Origin of the sequence: Pseudomonas sp. DCB_AW (assembly GCF_026240895.1) — a bacterium.
GTDB lineage: Bacteria > Pseudomonadota > Gammaproteobacteria > Pseudomonadales > Pseudomonadaceae > Aquipseudomonas > Aquipseudomonas kermanshahensis.
In genome coordinates this window covers 64,341-79,739 of record NZ_JAPFCE010000006.1, presented here as the reverse complement: position 1 = coordinate 79,739, position 15,399 = coordinate 64,341, and the positions used below count along the sequence as shown (strand labels likewise).

The window sequence follows — 15,399 nt, the reverse complement described above, 5'->3', positions numbered from 1 at the left end:
CTCATTTCAAGTGCTGCGAGCCGCCCTGCCCTATTGGCCGGCCGCAGCGCAGTTCCAGCGCTTGAGCCAGTTTTTCCAGGGCCTGCTGCAACGCATTTGGATCCTCGCCCACCCAGGTCAGTGCCAGGTATTGCTGATGACGCACCTCCGCGCTGTGCTGCCCGCCCGGGACCACACGCAGGGGGGTGCCTGACAACGCCGCTACCACGTCATCCAGTCGCAGCGGCCAGCGGGAGCGCAACCACAGGGTCCAGCCGCCCTCGGGCATGTCGAACGTCACGTGGTCGCCCAGTTCCAGCTTGAGTTGCCGGCTAAAGCACGCCATGCGCCGTTGCAGTTCTGCCCGCAGCCGCCCCAACTGGGTCTCGATTTCACCTTTGCCAAGCAGATAAGCAAGTGCCTGCAACCGCAACGGCGCCAGCTGAAACGCACGCTGGGCGAACGCCTCGGCCAAGCCGGCATGACGCCCCATCACATAGGCGTAAGGCGCTTCGCCCCCCACTGCGGCCTCGAACGACCCCATCACCAACAGCCAGCGCGGGTCGACCCAGTCGCGCAGGCGCGCATTCGGTGGCCCGCTGTAACACAGTTCGCTGTCCAGGTCGTTTTCCAGCAACCACACCGGGTGGTCGCCAAGCAGTTGGCCAATCTGTTGCTGGTCGTGCTGCGACATCAGCCTGCCCTGGGGCAGGCTGAGGCACGATGGCATGATCAGCATGCCCACCGGCTCGGCACTGAGCAGCCGTGCCAGCGCCTGCACATCCGCCGTGCCGCTGTTACTCAACGGTACCTCCAGCACGCGCATGCCACAGCGCTGCAAGGCGCGCAGCACCGGCCAGCAGCACGGCGATTGCACCAGCACGGTGGCGCCGCGCAAGGCCAACGCTGCCAGCAGCACCTCCACCAATGCCTGCACGTCAGGGGCAAGGTGCACCTCCTCGGCACGCCAGTAATGGCTGGAGGAACGGGTATAGCGCTCGGCCAACGCATTGCGCAGCCGAGCACCGCCGACCTCTTCCACCGGGGCGGTGCCACGCGCACGCTGACGTGCCAGGCGCCGCTCATGGGTAAACAGCGACCGCTCTAGCATCGAGTGAGCGGGCACATGCCATGGCCCAGCCACTGCTTGCACCGGCGAGCCGCCAGCGTGGGCGCGCACGAAGTAACCCGACCGCGGCACGCAATGCACACGGCCCTCATCCTCCAGCAAGCTGTAGGCGCTCTGCACAGTGGCCAGCGATACGCGCAAGCGCCGCGAAAGCGTGCGTAACGACGGCAAGCGCCATGGCTCACGGCCTTGTGCCTCATCGATCAGCGCTTCAAGGTAGCGGTACACCTTCCGATAGGCGTAATCGCCAGGTACCGATCGGCCCATCAGGGCAAGCCCTCAAAGGCGGGCCTTCCTGCAGCGGGCGGGCGCGGCAGCCACTTCAGGTGCACATCGCGGCGAGCCAGGTTGGCCATCAAGCGCCTCGACGACGGTTGCAGGCCCCCCTCATAGATCGCCCGCAACGGTACCAGCGCCAGGCCACTGGTGTTCACCAGCCAGTCCTTCACCGCCTCGGGGCACGGCTTACCCTGCAAGGCCCGGTGCAGGTAGGGCAACGCCACCAACATGTCGGGATGACGGCACCTTAAAAAACGCTCAAGGCCTTTTCCCTGCCGGGCGAAAGGGCTGAACAGCAGGCACACCAGTTGGGTCTGGCTGATGCCGTAGGGTTTGCCCAGGTGCGTGGAGGTTGGCTCGCGCTGCCCGCCGTCGCTGCTAGGGCTTGCCAAGCGTAGTGCCGGCCGATGGATCAGCGGCTCGAGGCTGCGCGCGCGCAAATCGTGCAGCTGGGCCACGGCCCGCGAATCGACAAAGGCCGCCAAGGGCCAGGCGTCCTGGGCCGCATCGAAGCAGCAGCCCAGCATGTGATCGAACTGCTGGTCCTCAAGCAGGTGTGGCAGCAGGTCGTCGATGGCGATCACGCGCAAGGGCGCCTCCTCGGTCGCCATGCTGCTTGAAGCATCCACGCGCTCCAGGGGTGAGCCGGCAACCCCATGTAACCTGCCCAGCCCGTTGGCCAATGCCGACAGGCACTGGTGCACGACGTGGGGGCCACGCTCCCCTGCAAGGCGCAGGCTCCGCCGCGCCCAGGCCAGGTAGCGGCGGCGCTGGCGTGCAGGTACGGCAGTAATCAGCACATCGGCCCGCGGCTGCGCCTGCAGCGCAAGGCCCACTGCGCCCGCCAGCTCCAGGTGCAGCCGGCTGCCCAGCAGGGCTTCGGGCCTGGCATCGACCCCGTGGCCGAACATCAGCATGGCATTGCGCGCCAGTGCCCAGCGCTCCGGCGTAGCCGACAGCCGCCGGCTGAAAGGCACGACTTCACAGCCTTCGGTCATCTGCAGTTGCACCCGCGGGTCATCCTGCATGAACAAGGCATTGAAGCTGCGTTCATGGTTTTCCAGCACGGTATTGCCGGCAGCAGGCAGGTTGACCACCAGTACCCGCAACTGAAACGTCACAGGGGCACGCAAGGCGATACTCAACTGGGCGGCACGCAAGGTGGCCAACAGGTGGGCACTGCGCCGGTCAGCCCCTTGCAACACCAGCAAACGGAACGTGCCAATGTATTCGGGCCCACCGGCAGCCACCAGCAATCGCTGAATCAGCAACTGCAAGGAGGCACGTTGCGCCTGGGACATATGGCTCAACAAGCGCTCGAGCACTTGCTGGTAGATATAGTGCATCGCCTGATCGTGTATAGCGCCCACGTAATCACCTCATCAACTTCATATATCCATCACACTGGCAACTGCAAACAGTGCAATGCGTCCTTCCTGAAGAAATTTCCTACAAACTACGGGAAATAATGACGTGACCTGCTCTGTCGCCAAGCCATCGAAAAAAATGCGCCGCACCGATGACCGGCTGCTGCCATACGCTGCCCTAACTCGGGCATAGCCATGCTCATTCCACGCTCCTTGCGCAAACTATCACTGGGCCATTATCGAGCGTTGGATATCGAATAGAAGATACAGATCAGCGTAAAAAAACCATTCAGCAAGCACGGGAATACACAATGGTCCGGGGACCACAAGTATTCAACTTGAATTTCCTTCCAAGATATTACGACAATAAAAAGCAAAGGCTTAAAATATGTAGTCTTCGTACTTTTTAATTGTAGGATGCGTCTGATTTTTTATGGATATAGCACTTGGGCATTGCACCCGCCAACGCACAAAAAACCCGGGACGTTGCCCGGGTTCTTGTGGTCTTCAACGCCCCTTCAGGAAGGCTGTGCCATATCCAGTACCACCCGCCCGCCACACGGGCATTCATCCATGTACCGATGCGCCTCGACCACCTGATCGAAGGGATACACCTTGATGATCTGCGGGGTCAGCAACTGATCGGCGGTGAACTGGTTGATATCCCGCAGCGCCCGCTGCAGCGCGACCTGGTCCTGGCTGATACCCAGCTCCGGCTTGCCGGTAAAGTTGCCGATACAGTGCACATAGAACTGGATGTTCTTCTGAAACGCCGCACAGGCCGGGAACGGTGTCTGGTTGCCGCCTTGCAGGCCGTACAGCACCAGGCTGCCACGGGGCGCGAGCACATCGCCCAGCAGCGACATCTGCGGCCCACCCATGCCATCGAGGACCATGTCCACGCCACGCCCGTCGGTGTATTTGCCAACCTGCAGCAGCAGGTCCTGCTCCTCGGTGACAATCACCTTGTCCGCCCCCAGGCCCAACAGGTAGTCGCGCTGTTCAGGCTCCTTGGTGGCCGCAAACACCTTCAGCCCCAGCGCCTTGCCCAGTTGCACGAACGCAGGCCCGGCGCAGTGGCTGGCATCGGTCACCAACGCGGTTTGCCCTGCCTTGGCGCGGGCCAGGTCGACATACGCGAAGTAGGCAATCAGCAGCGGCGTGTAATGCACGCTGGCCTCGATCGGCGTGAGAATAGCCGGGTAGCGGGTGATCGCTGTACGTGGCAGCACGATCACGTCGCCATAGACCGGGTGATCATTGGCGCTGGTGGCCGGGAAGCTGGCGACCCGGTCACCCACCGCAATATCCTCGACCCCTTCACCAACAGCTGTCACCACACCCGCCATCTCATGGCCGATCCCCGCCGGCAGGCGGGCTTGGGACGGTGCCAGGTTCTGACGCCAGAGCACGTCATACCAGCTGACGCCGATCGCCTCGACGCGGACCTGCACCTCGTCGGCGGCAGGCGACGGTTCGGCCTGCTCTTCGCAACGGAGCACATCGGCTGCACCGAACTTGTGGAAACGGATCATGCGGGACATCGCATACCTCGCCTTGTGAACCTCTATTACCACGGACTTTATCCGGGCTTTGGCCGTTAGACCATCAGTGGTCATTAATAGTCGACATGCTTGTCATCGATTGGGCACCTGACATTCATCTGAATTGGCCCCCGGAAATCGGTGCAGGGTAACAGCCTTTGGCCTTAAGATTCACCCCTGCCCCACTTTAGGCGAAGCGCACCGATGAATCGAAACGACCTGCGTCGTGTAGACCTCAACCTGCTGATCGTGTTCGAAACGCTGATGCACGAGCGTAGCGTGACCCGTGCTGCCGAGAAACTGTTCCTCGGCCAGCCGGCCATCAGCGCGGCCCTGTCGCGCCTGCGCAACCTGTTCGACGACCCCCTGTTCGTGCGCACCGGCCGCAGCATGGAGCCCTCGGCGCGGGCGCATGAAATCTTCGCCCTGCTCTCCCCGGCGCTGGACTCGATCTCTACCGCCGTCAGCCGCGCGGCCGAGTTCGACCCCGCTACCAGTAATGCTGTGTTCCGCATCGGCCTGTCGGACGACGCCGAATTCGCCTTGCTGCCGCAACTGCTCAAACGCATCCGTGCCGAAGCACCGGGTATCGTGCTGGTGGTACGCCGGGTCAACTACCTGCTGATGCCAACGCTACTCGCCTCAGGGGAAATCTCGGTGGGCGTTAGCTACACCAGCGACCTGCCAGCCAATGCCAAGCGCAAGGTGCTGCGCCGCAGCAAGCCGAAACTGCTGCGCGCCGACAGTGTGCCCGGCAGCATCACCCTGGACGACTTCTGCGCCCGGCCACACGCCCTGGTGTCGTTTGCCGGTGACCTGTCCGGTTTCATCGACGAAGCCCTGGACGAGATAGGCCGCAAGCGCCATGTGGTGCTCGCGGTACCGCAGTTCAATGGGCTGGGGAGTTTGCTGGCCGGTACCGACATTGTTGCCACGGTGCCGGATTACACGGCGGATGCGTTGACGGCTGCCGGGGGGTTGCGTGCTGAGGACCTGCCGATCGAGGTGCGCAGTTTCGAGCTGCACATGGCGTGGCGGGGGGCGCAGGATAATGATCCGGCGGAGCGCTGGTTGCGGTCGCGGATACAGATGTTTTTCGGGGATCCTGACAGCCTTTAAGGCGATTTAGAGGCATTGAAAAGCCGCCTCCAGCGTGGCGAGCCATGTATCAGCGATTGTTGTCGAGCATTGTCGCAGGAACGCCCGTTCATCACTGGGGGGATGTCGACGAAGGCGGCTTTCGCATCGCCTCTGTTCTGGCCAAGGCATCAGCAATCGTCGGTCATGCGTTCATGCCATGGCCCCTGACCACGTCCCCGTGAACATGAGAAAGCCGGCCTCGAAACGGATACCGACCCGGATGACCTGCGACATGAGCAGCCTTCCATTCGGCCTGCACGATCTCTGCAGAAAACCGAGATTGATAGCGTAAGGATTATTCCTTACGACCTCTTCCACACGCCCAGGAGAACACTCATGCCTGCCATCCGCGTAACCGCCACCCTCACCTCCAAGGGCCAGGCCACCCTACCCAAAACCGTCCGCCAACTGCTGGGCCTGAATACCGGCACCAAAGTCGCGTTCGACGTCCGTGGGAACGAAGTCGTAGTCAGCCGGGTGGAGGCCGATCACGAAGACCCTGCCATCGGCGCATTCCTAACCCTGTTGGGGGCTGACATCTGCAACGGACGCAACATCACCGCGCTACCGGACGACCTGGCACAGGCCATGCTCGCCAACGCACGCCACCCTGTGAACCTAGACGAAGAGATTAACGGTGAGGTCGCGTTTTAACACAGCAGCATGGCTGGACGCTGCTGTTCAAGGCAATACGCTGGGCAGCGCATAGCGACTGACACGAATCCAATGCGTAAGCTGCGCCCTTAACCACGCCGCCTAACGCTCAAATGGGCGCTAGCACAATCAGTTCACGTGCCATCGCACGCTTTCTCTCAACTGCCTACCGCCGGCTGCTGTGCCTTCGCCAACCTCAGCAACAAAAGACCAACCAGCAGCGCTGCCCCCAAGTTGTAGAGCATGCCCGTGACGAAAGCCGCCACGTAGTGATCTGCCTGCACGACCCCGCCATCACCCGCGACCAGCGCCTTGTTGAACAGGATGCCCACTACCCCTACTCCCAGAGCCGCCCCCACCTGCTGAACAGTCGAGATCACTCCCGACGCCATACCGGCCTGGGCTTCATCGACAAAACCCAATACCAGGTTCAGCAGTGGCGTCATGATCAAACCCTGACCGGCGCCGACCACCATCAGTACGGGGATCAACCCCGTGGGCCTCAGGGCCGCGCCAGCCATCCAAACCTGCGCAATCAATAGCCCGATCGAAACGGCATACACCATCGCACCTACAACGATGGCGCTCGCCCCCCATCTCGCCACCAGCTTGGGCGCGACGAGCGACGCCAGCACGAACCCCACGCTGCAGGGTGCGAAAATGCTACCCGCAGTCAAAGGATCAAGCCCCAGCCCGGTCTGCACCAACAAGGTGAAGCACAAGAAGAACGAACTGGACGTGGAATACACCAAAAACACCAGCAATGCGCCCAACGCGAAGTGACGCTGGGCCAGCAAGCGCATATCCACCAGTGGCAAGCCGCCGTCTGCTCTTCGCTGCTCCTGCTGCCTATGGAAAAGTACCAGCAGTACTCCCGCCAGGCCCAACGACCCTAGACTCCAGGCTGGCCAGCCTAGCGCCGGTCCTTCGATCAACGGCACCAGCAGCAGCACCAGGCCGGTGCTGACCAGCCCTACGCCCGTCCAGTCCAAGGCTGGTCGCTGTGGTGCGCGCGACTCAGGGATATAACGTGCCGCCGCGATGGCCAACAGGCCGATAGGCACGTTGATGAGGAAGATGCTACGCCACCCCAGGCCGAACAGGTCGGCATGAATCAACCCGCCACCCAGCACTTGGCCTGCGATGGCGGCCAGCCCCAGGGTCATTCCCAGTAGACCAAAAGCACGACGGCTGTCGCCGTCATTGAAATTGACACGGATAGAGGCATAGACCTGCGGGAACAGCAACGCCGCCGCCAGCCCCTGTAATACCCGCGCAGCAATCAGGAAGCCGGCAGTGGGGGCCAGCCCGCACAGCAGGGAGGCGAAGGTGAACCCGGCCATGCCGATCACGAAGAGGCGGCGGCGCCCGAACAGGTCGCCCAGACGGCCGCCGGTAATCAGCAAGACGCCAAACGCAAGTTCATAGCCGGCCACGATGAAGCCAACCTGTGCGAAGCTGGCCGCCAACCCTGCTTGCAGGCTGGGGATGGCCACATTGACCACAAACAGATCGAAAATCGTCACGAAACCGGCCAATAGCAGCACCGACAAACCGAGCCAGGGCGGGCCGTCAACAGTGCGCACAGGCAGTACCGAAGGGTGGGAGTTCGAGTTCATCTTGCGCATCCTGAGAAGAGACGTCAGCATTCTCGAACCACCGTTAAGCGATTACAATTTAACCCTTTATGCTATTACTCAAAGTAACGAGATAAGCGATGCGAACCTTGGCACGAACACGCGTCGATCTGGCGGCATTCCTCCTGGCGCACCGCCAGCGGCTATCGCCTGTCGATGTGGGCCTACCCAGTGGTGGTCGCCGCCGCACGCCTGGGCTGCGACGTGAAGAAGTTGCCGCACTCGCAGGTGTCGGATTGACCTGGTACACGTGGCTGGAACAGGGCCGTGACATAGGGGTTTCGGCTGCTTTTCTGGACAACTTGGCGCGGGTGCTGAAGCTGGATGCCGCAGAACGACGCCACTTGTTCCTGTTGGCTCACGAACGGCCACCTGCCGAACCCGGCAAAACATGGTGCGTGCTACCCCCACTGGTACGGCGCCTGATGCACGACTTGCCGCACCCCGCCTTTGTACTCAACCTGCGCTGGGATGTACTGGGCTTCAATGCGCTTGCTAACCAGCTGTTTAACTTTGGCTCGCACACACCCGAGCGTCGCAATTTACTGTGGCTGCTGTTTACCGACTCTGTTCTGCGAGAGCAATTGTATGACTGGGATGAACAGGCGCCGCAGATGTTGTCGGGTTTCCGCCGCGACTTCGCCCGCGCCCCGCAAGATGCGGACATACATGAACTGGTGTCAGAACTGGAGCGCGTTTCACCGGAGTTCAAAGTTTGGTGGCGCCGGCACGATGTTCACGCCCCCTCTGCAGGCATGCGCAAGCTGACGATTGACGGCAAGATCGAGCTGTTCGAGCACACCTCGCTGACCATCGACGAAGACCGCCACCTACGCCTGGTGGTCTATGCCAAGTTAGCAGAGCCTTCCGTCGCTCTGCAGGCACCCTCTGGCTATCAGCAGGCCGAATAGAGGGTGAACAACCAGAAAAGGCGCTCCGCCATGAAGCCAACAAAACCACATACATTACTGCTCGCGTTGTGCCTGAGCCTGGGTGCCCCCCTTGCCTTGGCTGCCACAGACCTTAACGATCAGCGCGCCCCGGGCACACAATCTCACGACAATGGGCACATGAACGGCCAAGGCGATGCGACGGGCTCAGGAACACCAGGCGATAGCATGGGTACCGGTGATGGCGGTACTGATGACAATGGGACGGACAACACCGGAGGTGACGGTACCAACAGTAGCTCGGGAACCGGCAGTAATGGCTCTGGTGATAGCGGTACAGGCTCGGGCAGTGGAAGCCGCGGCTCGGCCGGTAGCGGATCAGGCTCAGGTTCCGGCAGTTAACTGAAATAGCCGATGGCGATGGGTTACTCGTTCATCGCCTATTTGGCGGCCCTGAGATCGTTTCAGCGCAAGCCCCGTTAGCCGCGCACTTAACGCCAATGCGTCATCAATGCACCGCGGATGCCACTGACCGGGTCTTGCTCAGGGAGCGGCACCTTGGCGATGCGCGCCAGCGCGCGCGGGTGGGCGGCGCTGTCGGGCCGCTGGATGTCGTAGTCTTCCTGCCCGTGTGGGTAGGCGCCGACCACCAGAAAGTCATCGCTGCATTCGATGCAGCAATGACCCGTGCCTGCCGGCAGCACCAGCACATCGCCGCGTTTTACGCTGACGCTTTGCCCAGATGCTCCGCCAAGCGTCAATCGGGCCTGCCCGCAAGCAATCCCCAGCGCCTCATGAGCGTTAGGGTGAAAGTGGTCATAATCGAAGATCCCGTCGCGCCACAGCGGGGTCCATTGGTGAGCCGCAAACAGTGCTTCGAAGGCACGGGCATTATCCAACGACGGATCAAGCTTCAGCCGATAGAACAGCACGGGAAAACGGCTGTTCGGCGTAGCGCCGTCGTCCTCGAAATACAACGCCTGCACGGCGGCATCTGCTGTGTTCATGAGCGTCACGATGCGCATCCTGATCGGTTGTTGGGTTCACCTTCGAACCCGCCCGCTGTTGCCAAGTTCCAGCCGGCAGACGGGTGCGGATACCGTTGAAACTTTCCCGACACCTGCCAAGTCCAGACCCCTATCGATCACTAAACGGGAGCAGGTAATGACCGGCACGGTAGGCGATTTTCTGGTGGAGCGTTTGTATCAATGGGGCGTGCGGCGCATCTTCGGTTACCCCGGCGACGGCATCAATGGCGTGTTCGGCGCGCTGAGCCGGGCCAACGGCAAGATTGAATTCATCCAGGCCCGCCATGAGGAAATGGCCGCCTTCATGGCCAGCGCCCATGCCAAGTTCACTGGCGAGCTTGGTGTTTGCATCGCGACCTCCGGCCCGGGCGCCTCGCACTTGCTGACCGGGCTGTACGATGCACGCATGGACCATCAGCCAGTGCTGGCCATCGTCGGTCAACAGGCCCGTGCAGCACTGGGCGGCCACTACCAGCAGGAGTTGGACCTGCTGTCGATGTTCAAGGATGTCGCCGGTGCGTTCGTCCAGCAGGCTTCCACGCCAGAACAGGTGCGCCACCTGCTCGACCGTGCGGTGCGTACGGCCGTCGGCGAACGCCGGGTCACCGCTGTTATTCTGCCCAACGACTTGCAGGACCTGCCCTACAACGAACCCACGAGGGCTCACGGTACGGTGCATTCAGGCATCGGCTACAGCAAGCCGAGGGTGTTGCCGTTCGACGAAGACCTGCAGCGCGCCGCCGCTGTACTCAACGCCGGGCGCAAAGTGGCGATACTGGTGGGTGCCGGCGCCCTGCAGGCGACTGAGCAGGTAATGGCGGTCGCCGAACAGCTCGGCGCTGGCGTGGCCAAAGCGCTGCTGGGCAAGGCTGTGCTACCGGATGATCTGCCGTGGGTCACCGGGTCGATCGGCCTGCTCGGCACCGAACCCAGTTATCAGCTGATGAGCGAATGCGACACCCTGCTAATGATCGGCTCCGGCTTCCCCTACTCCGAGTTTCTGCCCAAGGAAGGCCAGGCACGAGGCGTGCAGATCGACCTGCAACCCGACATGCTCAGCCTGCGCTACCCGATGGAGGTCAACCTGGTCGGCGATGCCAGCGAAACACTGCGCGCACTGTTGCCGTTACTTGAATACAAGACCGAACGGCGGTGGCGCGACAAGGTCCAGACCTGGCGTGCGGAGTGGGACAAGACCGTGGCCAAGCGCGCCCTGGTCAAGGCTGACCCGATCAACCCGCAACGTGTAGTGCATGAGCTGTCCCCTCGCCTGCCCGACCACGCCATCATCACCAGCGATTCCGGCTCCTGTGCCAACTGGTTTGCCCGCGACCTGCAGATTCGCCAGGGGATGCAGTGTTCGCTGTCCGGGGGCCTGGCTTGCATGGGCGCAGCTGTGCCCTACGCGATTGCAGCCAAGTTCGCCCACCCGCAACGGGCTGTGGTTGCCCTGGTGGGCGATGGGGCGATGCAGATGAACAACCTCGCCGAGCTGATCACCGTGGCCAAGTACTGGCAACAGTGGGACAACCCACAATGGATCTGTGCTGTGTTCAACAATGAGGACCTCAATCAGGTGACGTGGGAGCAACGGGTCATGGAGGGCGACCCCAAGTTCGAAGCGTCGCAGTCGATCCCTGACGTGCCCTACCATTTGTTCGCCATTTCCATTGGTCTGCAAGGTATCTACGTAGACCGCGAAGAGGATGTTGCCGCTGCGTGGGAGCGCGCGTTGGCTGCGGATCGGCCGGTACTGATCGAGTTCAAGACCGACCCGAACGTGCCGCCCCTGCCACCGCACATCAAGCTGGAGCAAGCGAAAAAGTTTGCCAGTACCTTGCTCAAGGGCGACCCCGACCAGGCGGGCATCATCGTCCAGACAGCCAAGCAGGTGCTCGGCTCGGTGCTACCAGGCAAAAAGTGATGGGCACGTCGGCTAACCGGCTGAACGTTTGCTCAGCCGGCCCGGTCGCACAACAAAGACGCAGCGGACTGCGCGAACCCTGACCGTGAGGACCTACCATGAGCGCGACCTCTCCCAATGGGGCTGAAGAACACCCCCTCTGCCTGACCCTCAATGGTCAACCCCGAACACTGCAGGTGCACCCCTGGACCACCTTGCTCGACCTGTTGCGTGAGCAGTTGGACCTGGTCGGCACCAAGAAGGGCTGTGACCATGGCCAGTGCGGGGCCTGCACCGTGCTGCGCGATGGCAAGCGCGTCAATGCTTGCCTGACGTTGGCCATCATGTGCGACGGGGCCGAGTTGGTAACCATCGAAGGGCTGGCCAGCGGCGACGTTCTGCACCCCATGCAGCGCGCATTCATCACTCACGATGCGTTTCAGTGCGGGTATTGCACGCCGGGCCAGATCTGCTCCGCCGTCGGGCTTGCCCATGAAGGGCATGCCGATACCCGCGAGGCGATCCGCGAACAGATGAGCGGCAACCTTTGCCGCTGTGGTGCCTACAGCAACATCGTCGCTGCGGTGGAAGAAGCCCTGCCGTTGATGAAGGACGAGGCCCAGCCACAACGAGGGCCGAACCCATGACGCCCTTCAGCTACCATAAGCCCGCATCGGTCAGTGAAGCCGTCGGCCTAGCTGACGCTTGCTCGCACTTCATTGCCGGGGGCACCAACCTTGTCGACCTGATGAAGGAAAACGTGGTTCGCCCCAAGCGCCTTATCGATATTTCCGGCCTTGGGCTGAACGGCATCCACCCCACCTCAAACGGCGGCGTGCGGATCGGCGCATTGGTGAGCAATGCCGACTTGGCCTGGCACCCGACGATCGAACAGCACTACCCGCTGTTATCGCATGCCATCCTCGCGGGGGCATCACCGCAGTTGAGGAACATGGCCAGCACCGGTGGCAACCTGCTGCAACGCACCCGTTGCTACTACTTCTATGACACCGGCACCCCCTGCAACAAGCGCGAACCGGGCAGCGGATGCCCTGCGCGTACAGGTATGAACCGCATCCATGCCATTCTCGGCGCCAGTGATGCCTGTGTCGCGACCCATCCCTCGGACATGTGCGTGGCATTGGCAGCGCTCGAAGCCGTGGTGCATGTACAGGGGCCGGGCGGTGAACGCCAGATACCCTTTGCGGCGTTCCATCGGCTCCCCGAGGACACCCCGGAGCGCGACAATCACCTGGCAGGCAATGAATTGGTGGTTGCCATCGAGCTGCCGCCCCCGGCGTTCGAACACCATTACCGTTACCTGAAAATACGCGACCGCGCCTCTTACGCGTTCGCGCTAGTGTCGGTCGCCGCCGCCTTGAGCTTCGATGGCATGCTGATCCAGCAGGCTCGCCTAGCGCTAGGCGGCGTTGCCCACAAGCCGTGGCGGGACCCGGTCGTGGAGCGCATGCTGGCCGGCCAAGTGCCTTGCGAAGCGCTCTTCACCCGCGCTGCGCAAGCGTTGCTGCAAGGTGCACAGCCCCTGAGCCACAACGGTTTCAAGGTGTCGCTCGCCCAGCGGGCAATCGTGCGGGCATTGAATGATGCGGCGCGCGGCGCCGCGGACTGGGGAACACGACCATGATCAAACCCATACTGGTAGTTGGCACGCCCCTGGACCGCGTTGACGGCGTGGCGAAGGTCACCGGGCAGGCGCGCTATGCAGGCGAATACCCCGAGGCGGGGTTGCTTCATGGCAGCGTGGTATCCAGTACCATCGCCTGCGGTCGGGTGCTCGACATCGACAGTTCGCAGGCCATGCGAGTGCCCGGGGTCATCGCCGTGCTCGACCATGGCCATCGTCCGCGCATCTCCAGTTACGACGACGACTACAGCGACGCCGATGCTGCGCAGGGGTCGCCGTTTCGGCCCTTGTTCAATGATCGCGTGCTCTACAGCGGGCAACCGTTGGCGCTAGTGGTCGCCGAAACCCTCGAACTGGCCCGCTATGCAGGTTCGCTGATCAGGATCGACTATGCCGAGGAAGCCCACCAGACAGACCTTGGCGCATGCCAACAGTCACATGCGGCACCTGCGCAAACACCGGCGCCGCGTGGCGACTTCGCCGGGCAGTTTGCCGGGGCCGCGGTGCAGGTGGATGCCACCTACCTGACGGCCAACGAGCATCACAACCCGATGGAGCCCCATGCCTCGACCGTACTGTACAAAGCCGATGGCACCCTGGAAATCCACGACAAGACCCAAGGCACCCAGAACTGCCAGGACTACCTGCACAAGGTGTTCGGCCTGCCCAAGGCAAGCATCCGCGTGCGCGCGGCGTTCGTCGGCGGTGCTTTCGGCTCGGGATTGCGCCCGCAGTACCAGTTGCCGCTGGCAGTGATGGCAGCGTTGCACCTGCAGCGCTCGGTGCGGGTTACGCTAACGCGCCAGCAGATGTTCACTTTTGGCTACCGGCCCCGCACCGAGCAGCGCCTGCGCCTGGGTGCAGACGCAAACGGGCGCTTGCTGGCGATCGCCCACGATGCGCTTGGCCAGACCTCCCGTTTCGAGGACTTCACCGAGCACCTGGTGGAATGGAGCGGCATGCTCTACCAGTGCGACAATGTGGCGCTCAGCTACCGCCTGGCTTCGCTCGATGTGTACACCCCGCTGGACATGCGTGCGCCTGGGGCCGCGTCCGGGATGATTGCCTTGGAATGCGCCATGGATGAGCTGGCCTGTGCAGCGCAGATCGACCCGGTTGACCTGCGCCAGCGTAATTTTGCCGCCAACAATGCCAACGAAGGCAAACCCTATTCCAGCAAAGAGCTGCTGGCGTGTTACCAGCAAGGCGCCGAACGTTTTGGCTGGCGTAACCGCAACCCCCAACCGCGCAGCATGCGCAATGGCAGCCAGTTAGTAGGCTGGGGTATGGCCGGTGGCGTTTGGGAAGCCATGCAGATGAAGGCCAGCGCCAAGGCCCATATCAATGCCCAAGGCCACCTCACCGTCAGCAGTGCCACCACCGATATCGGGACCGGCACCTACACCGTCATGACTCAGATTGCCGCCGACGCCGCTGGCGTCAGGGTGCAGGATGTCACCTTCATGCTGGGTGACTCCTCACTGCCCACCGCCCCGCTTCAGGGCGGATCGTTCACGGTGTCGTCGGTGGGCTCGGCCGTGCGCCAGGCCTGCCAGGTACTGCGCACCAAAGTGCTGGAACATGCGCGCAAAATGTACCCCCAAGTGGCCAGCACGCCCCGGGAGCAGATCGTTTTCGCCGAGGGCTACCTGCACGCGGGCAACCATCGGCTGGTCTTGGCGGACATCGTTGCCAGCGCCCCCGACGGGGAGTTTGCCGTGCAGATCGACGCCGAACCCGGCGCCAGGCGCCAACCGTTCTCCACCGCCACCCATTCGGCGGTCTTCGTGGAAGTCCACGTCGACGAGGACCTTGGCATGATCAAATTAACTCGAGTGGTCAGCGCGGTGGCGGCAGGATGGGTGGTCAATCCGAAAACCGCGCGCAGTCAGATTCTGGGGGGCGTGGTGTGGGGGGTGGGCATGGCCCTGCACGAAGCAGCGTTGACCGACCATCGGTTGGGCCGCATCGTCAACCACAACCTGGCGGAATACCAAATCCCAGTCAACGCAGACAGCGGGGATATTGACGTGATCTTCGTTGAAGAGCACGACGATATTGTCAACGAGCTGGGGTCCAAGGGTGTCGGCGAAATCGGCATCGTCGGTGTAGCCGCCGCGGTGGCCAACGCGGTCTACCATGCCACGGGCAAGCGTGTAAGGGACTTTCCCATCACGCTCGACAAGGTGCTGTGATTGAGCCAG

The 15,399-nt window shown here is 62.4% G+C and carries 13 protein-coding genes; 8 read left to right on the top strand and 5 right to left on the bottom strand.

Going from position 1 to position 15,399, the window contains the following annotated elements; translation table 11 throughout:
• Window position 1: 1 nt before the first annotated feature.
• From OO306_RS06360 to OO306_RS06350, 3 genes are all read right to left on the bottom strand, one after another.
• On the bottom strand, window positions 2-1,375 hold the full coding sequence (locus OO306_RS06360; RefSeq protein ID WP_265968101.1) for a GntR family transcriptional regulator: 1,374 nt from the start codon (window positions 1,373-1,375) through the stop codon (window positions 2-4).
• Entirely contained in the window at window positions 1,375-2,757 is a 1,383-nt protein-coding gene (locus OO306_RS06355; RefSeq protein WP_265968099.1) for a hypothetical protein, read from the bottom strand. The genes OO306_RS06360 and OO306_RS06355 overlap by 1 nt, the downstream gene beginning before the upstream one ends.
• A 515-nt stretch (window positions 2,758-3,272) precedes the next feature.
• Entirely contained in the window at window positions 3,273-4,298 is a 1,026-nt protein-coding gene (locus tag OO306_RS06350; protein ID WP_027594744.1) for a zinc-dependent alcohol dehydrogenase family protein, read from the bottom strand.
• Between the two features lie 204 nt (window positions 4,299-4,502).
• On the opposite strand from OO306_RS06350, the gene OO306_RS06345 reads away from it, so the two are divergent.
• The 3 genes from OO306_RS06345 (at window position 4,503) to OO306_RS06340 (ending at window position 6,092) form a co-directional block, all read left to right on the top strand.
• A complete protein-coding gene (locus tag OO306_RS06345; protein WP_027594743.1) occupies window positions 4,503-5,417 on the top strand; it encodes a LysR family transcriptional regulator in 915 nt (304 codons plus the stop codon).
• Window positions 5,418-5,461: 44 nt separating this feature from the next.
• On the top strand, window positions 5,462-5,620 hold the full coding sequence (locus OO306_RS28415; RefSeq protein ID WP_369124824.1) for a Wadjet anti-phage system protein JetD domain-containing protein: 159 nt from the start codon (window positions 5,462-5,464) through the stop codon (window positions 5,618-5,620).
• A 154-nt stretch (window positions 5,621-5,774) separates the two neighbouring features.
• Window positions 5,775-6,092, top strand: coding sequence for a type II toxin-antitoxin system PrlF family antitoxin (locus OO306_RS06340; RefSeq protein WP_265968098.1), 318 nt, complete (start codon window positions 5,775-5,777; stop codon window positions 6,090-6,092).
• Window positions 6,093-6,250: 158 nt separating this feature from the next.
• Here the strand turns inward: OO306_RS06340 and OO306_RS06335 are convergent, their stop codons facing one another.
• Window positions 6,251-7,711 (bottom strand): MFS transporter, encoded by a 1,461-nt coding sequence (locus tag OO306_RS06335; protein WP_265968096.1) that lies wholly within the window; start codon window positions 7,709-7,711, stop codon window positions 6,251-6,253.
• A 98-nt stretch (window positions 7,712-7,809) separates the two neighbouring features.
• Between OO306_RS06335 and OO306_RS06330 the strand changes: the two genes are divergently transcribed.
• Window positions 7,810-8,640 carry a helix-turn-helix transcriptional regulator gene (locus OO306_RS06330; protein WP_265968095.1) on the top strand — a complete coding sequence of 277 codons (831 nt, stop codon included), beginning with the start codon at window positions 7,810-7,812 and terminating at the stop codon, window positions 8,638-8,640.
• Between the two features lie 470 nt (window positions 8,641-9,110).
• Here the strand turns inward: OO306_RS06330 and OO306_RS06325 are convergent, their stop codons facing one another.
• Window positions 9,111-9,626, bottom strand: coding sequence for a cupin domain-containing protein (locus tag OO306_RS06325; RefSeq protein ID WP_265968094.1), 516 nt, complete (start codon window positions 9,624-9,626; stop codon window positions 9,111-9,113).
• A 157-nt stretch (window positions 9,627-9,783) separates the two neighbouring features.
• Between OO306_RS06325 and OO306_RS06320 the strand changes: the two genes are divergently transcribed.
• From OO306_RS06320 to OO306_RS06305, 4 genes are all read left to right on the top strand, one after another.
• Window positions 9,784-11,571, top strand: coding sequence for a thiamine pyrophosphate-requiring protein (locus OO306_RS06320; protein WP_265968093.1), 1,788 nt, complete (start codon window positions 9,784-9,786; stop codon window positions 11,569-11,571).
• Window positions 11,572-11,669: 98 nt separating this feature from the next.
• Window positions 11,670-12,197, top strand: a complete 528-nt coding sequence (locus tag OO306_RS06315) for a (2Fe-2S)-binding protein (protein WP_265968092.1) — start codon at window positions 11,670-11,672, stop codon at window positions 12,195-12,197.
• Complete coding sequence (locus OO306_RS06310; protein WP_265968091.1) at window positions 12,194-13,195, top strand: xanthine dehydrogenase family protein subunit M; 1,002 nt, start codon at window positions 12,194-12,196, stop codon at window positions 13,193-13,195. Before OO306_RS06315 ends, OO306_RS06310 begins: the two co-directional genes overlap by 4 nt.
• Window positions 13,192-15,390 carry a xanthine dehydrogenase family protein molybdopterin-binding subunit gene (locus OO306_RS06305; RefSeq protein ID WP_265968090.1) on the top strand — a complete coding sequence of 733 codons (2,199 nt, stop codon included), beginning with the start codon at window positions 13,192-13,194 and terminating at the stop codon, window positions 15,388-15,390. Before OO306_RS06310 ends, OO306_RS06305 begins: the two co-directional genes overlap by 4 nt.
• The last annotated feature ends 9 nt before the right edge of the window (window positions 15,391-15,399 follow it).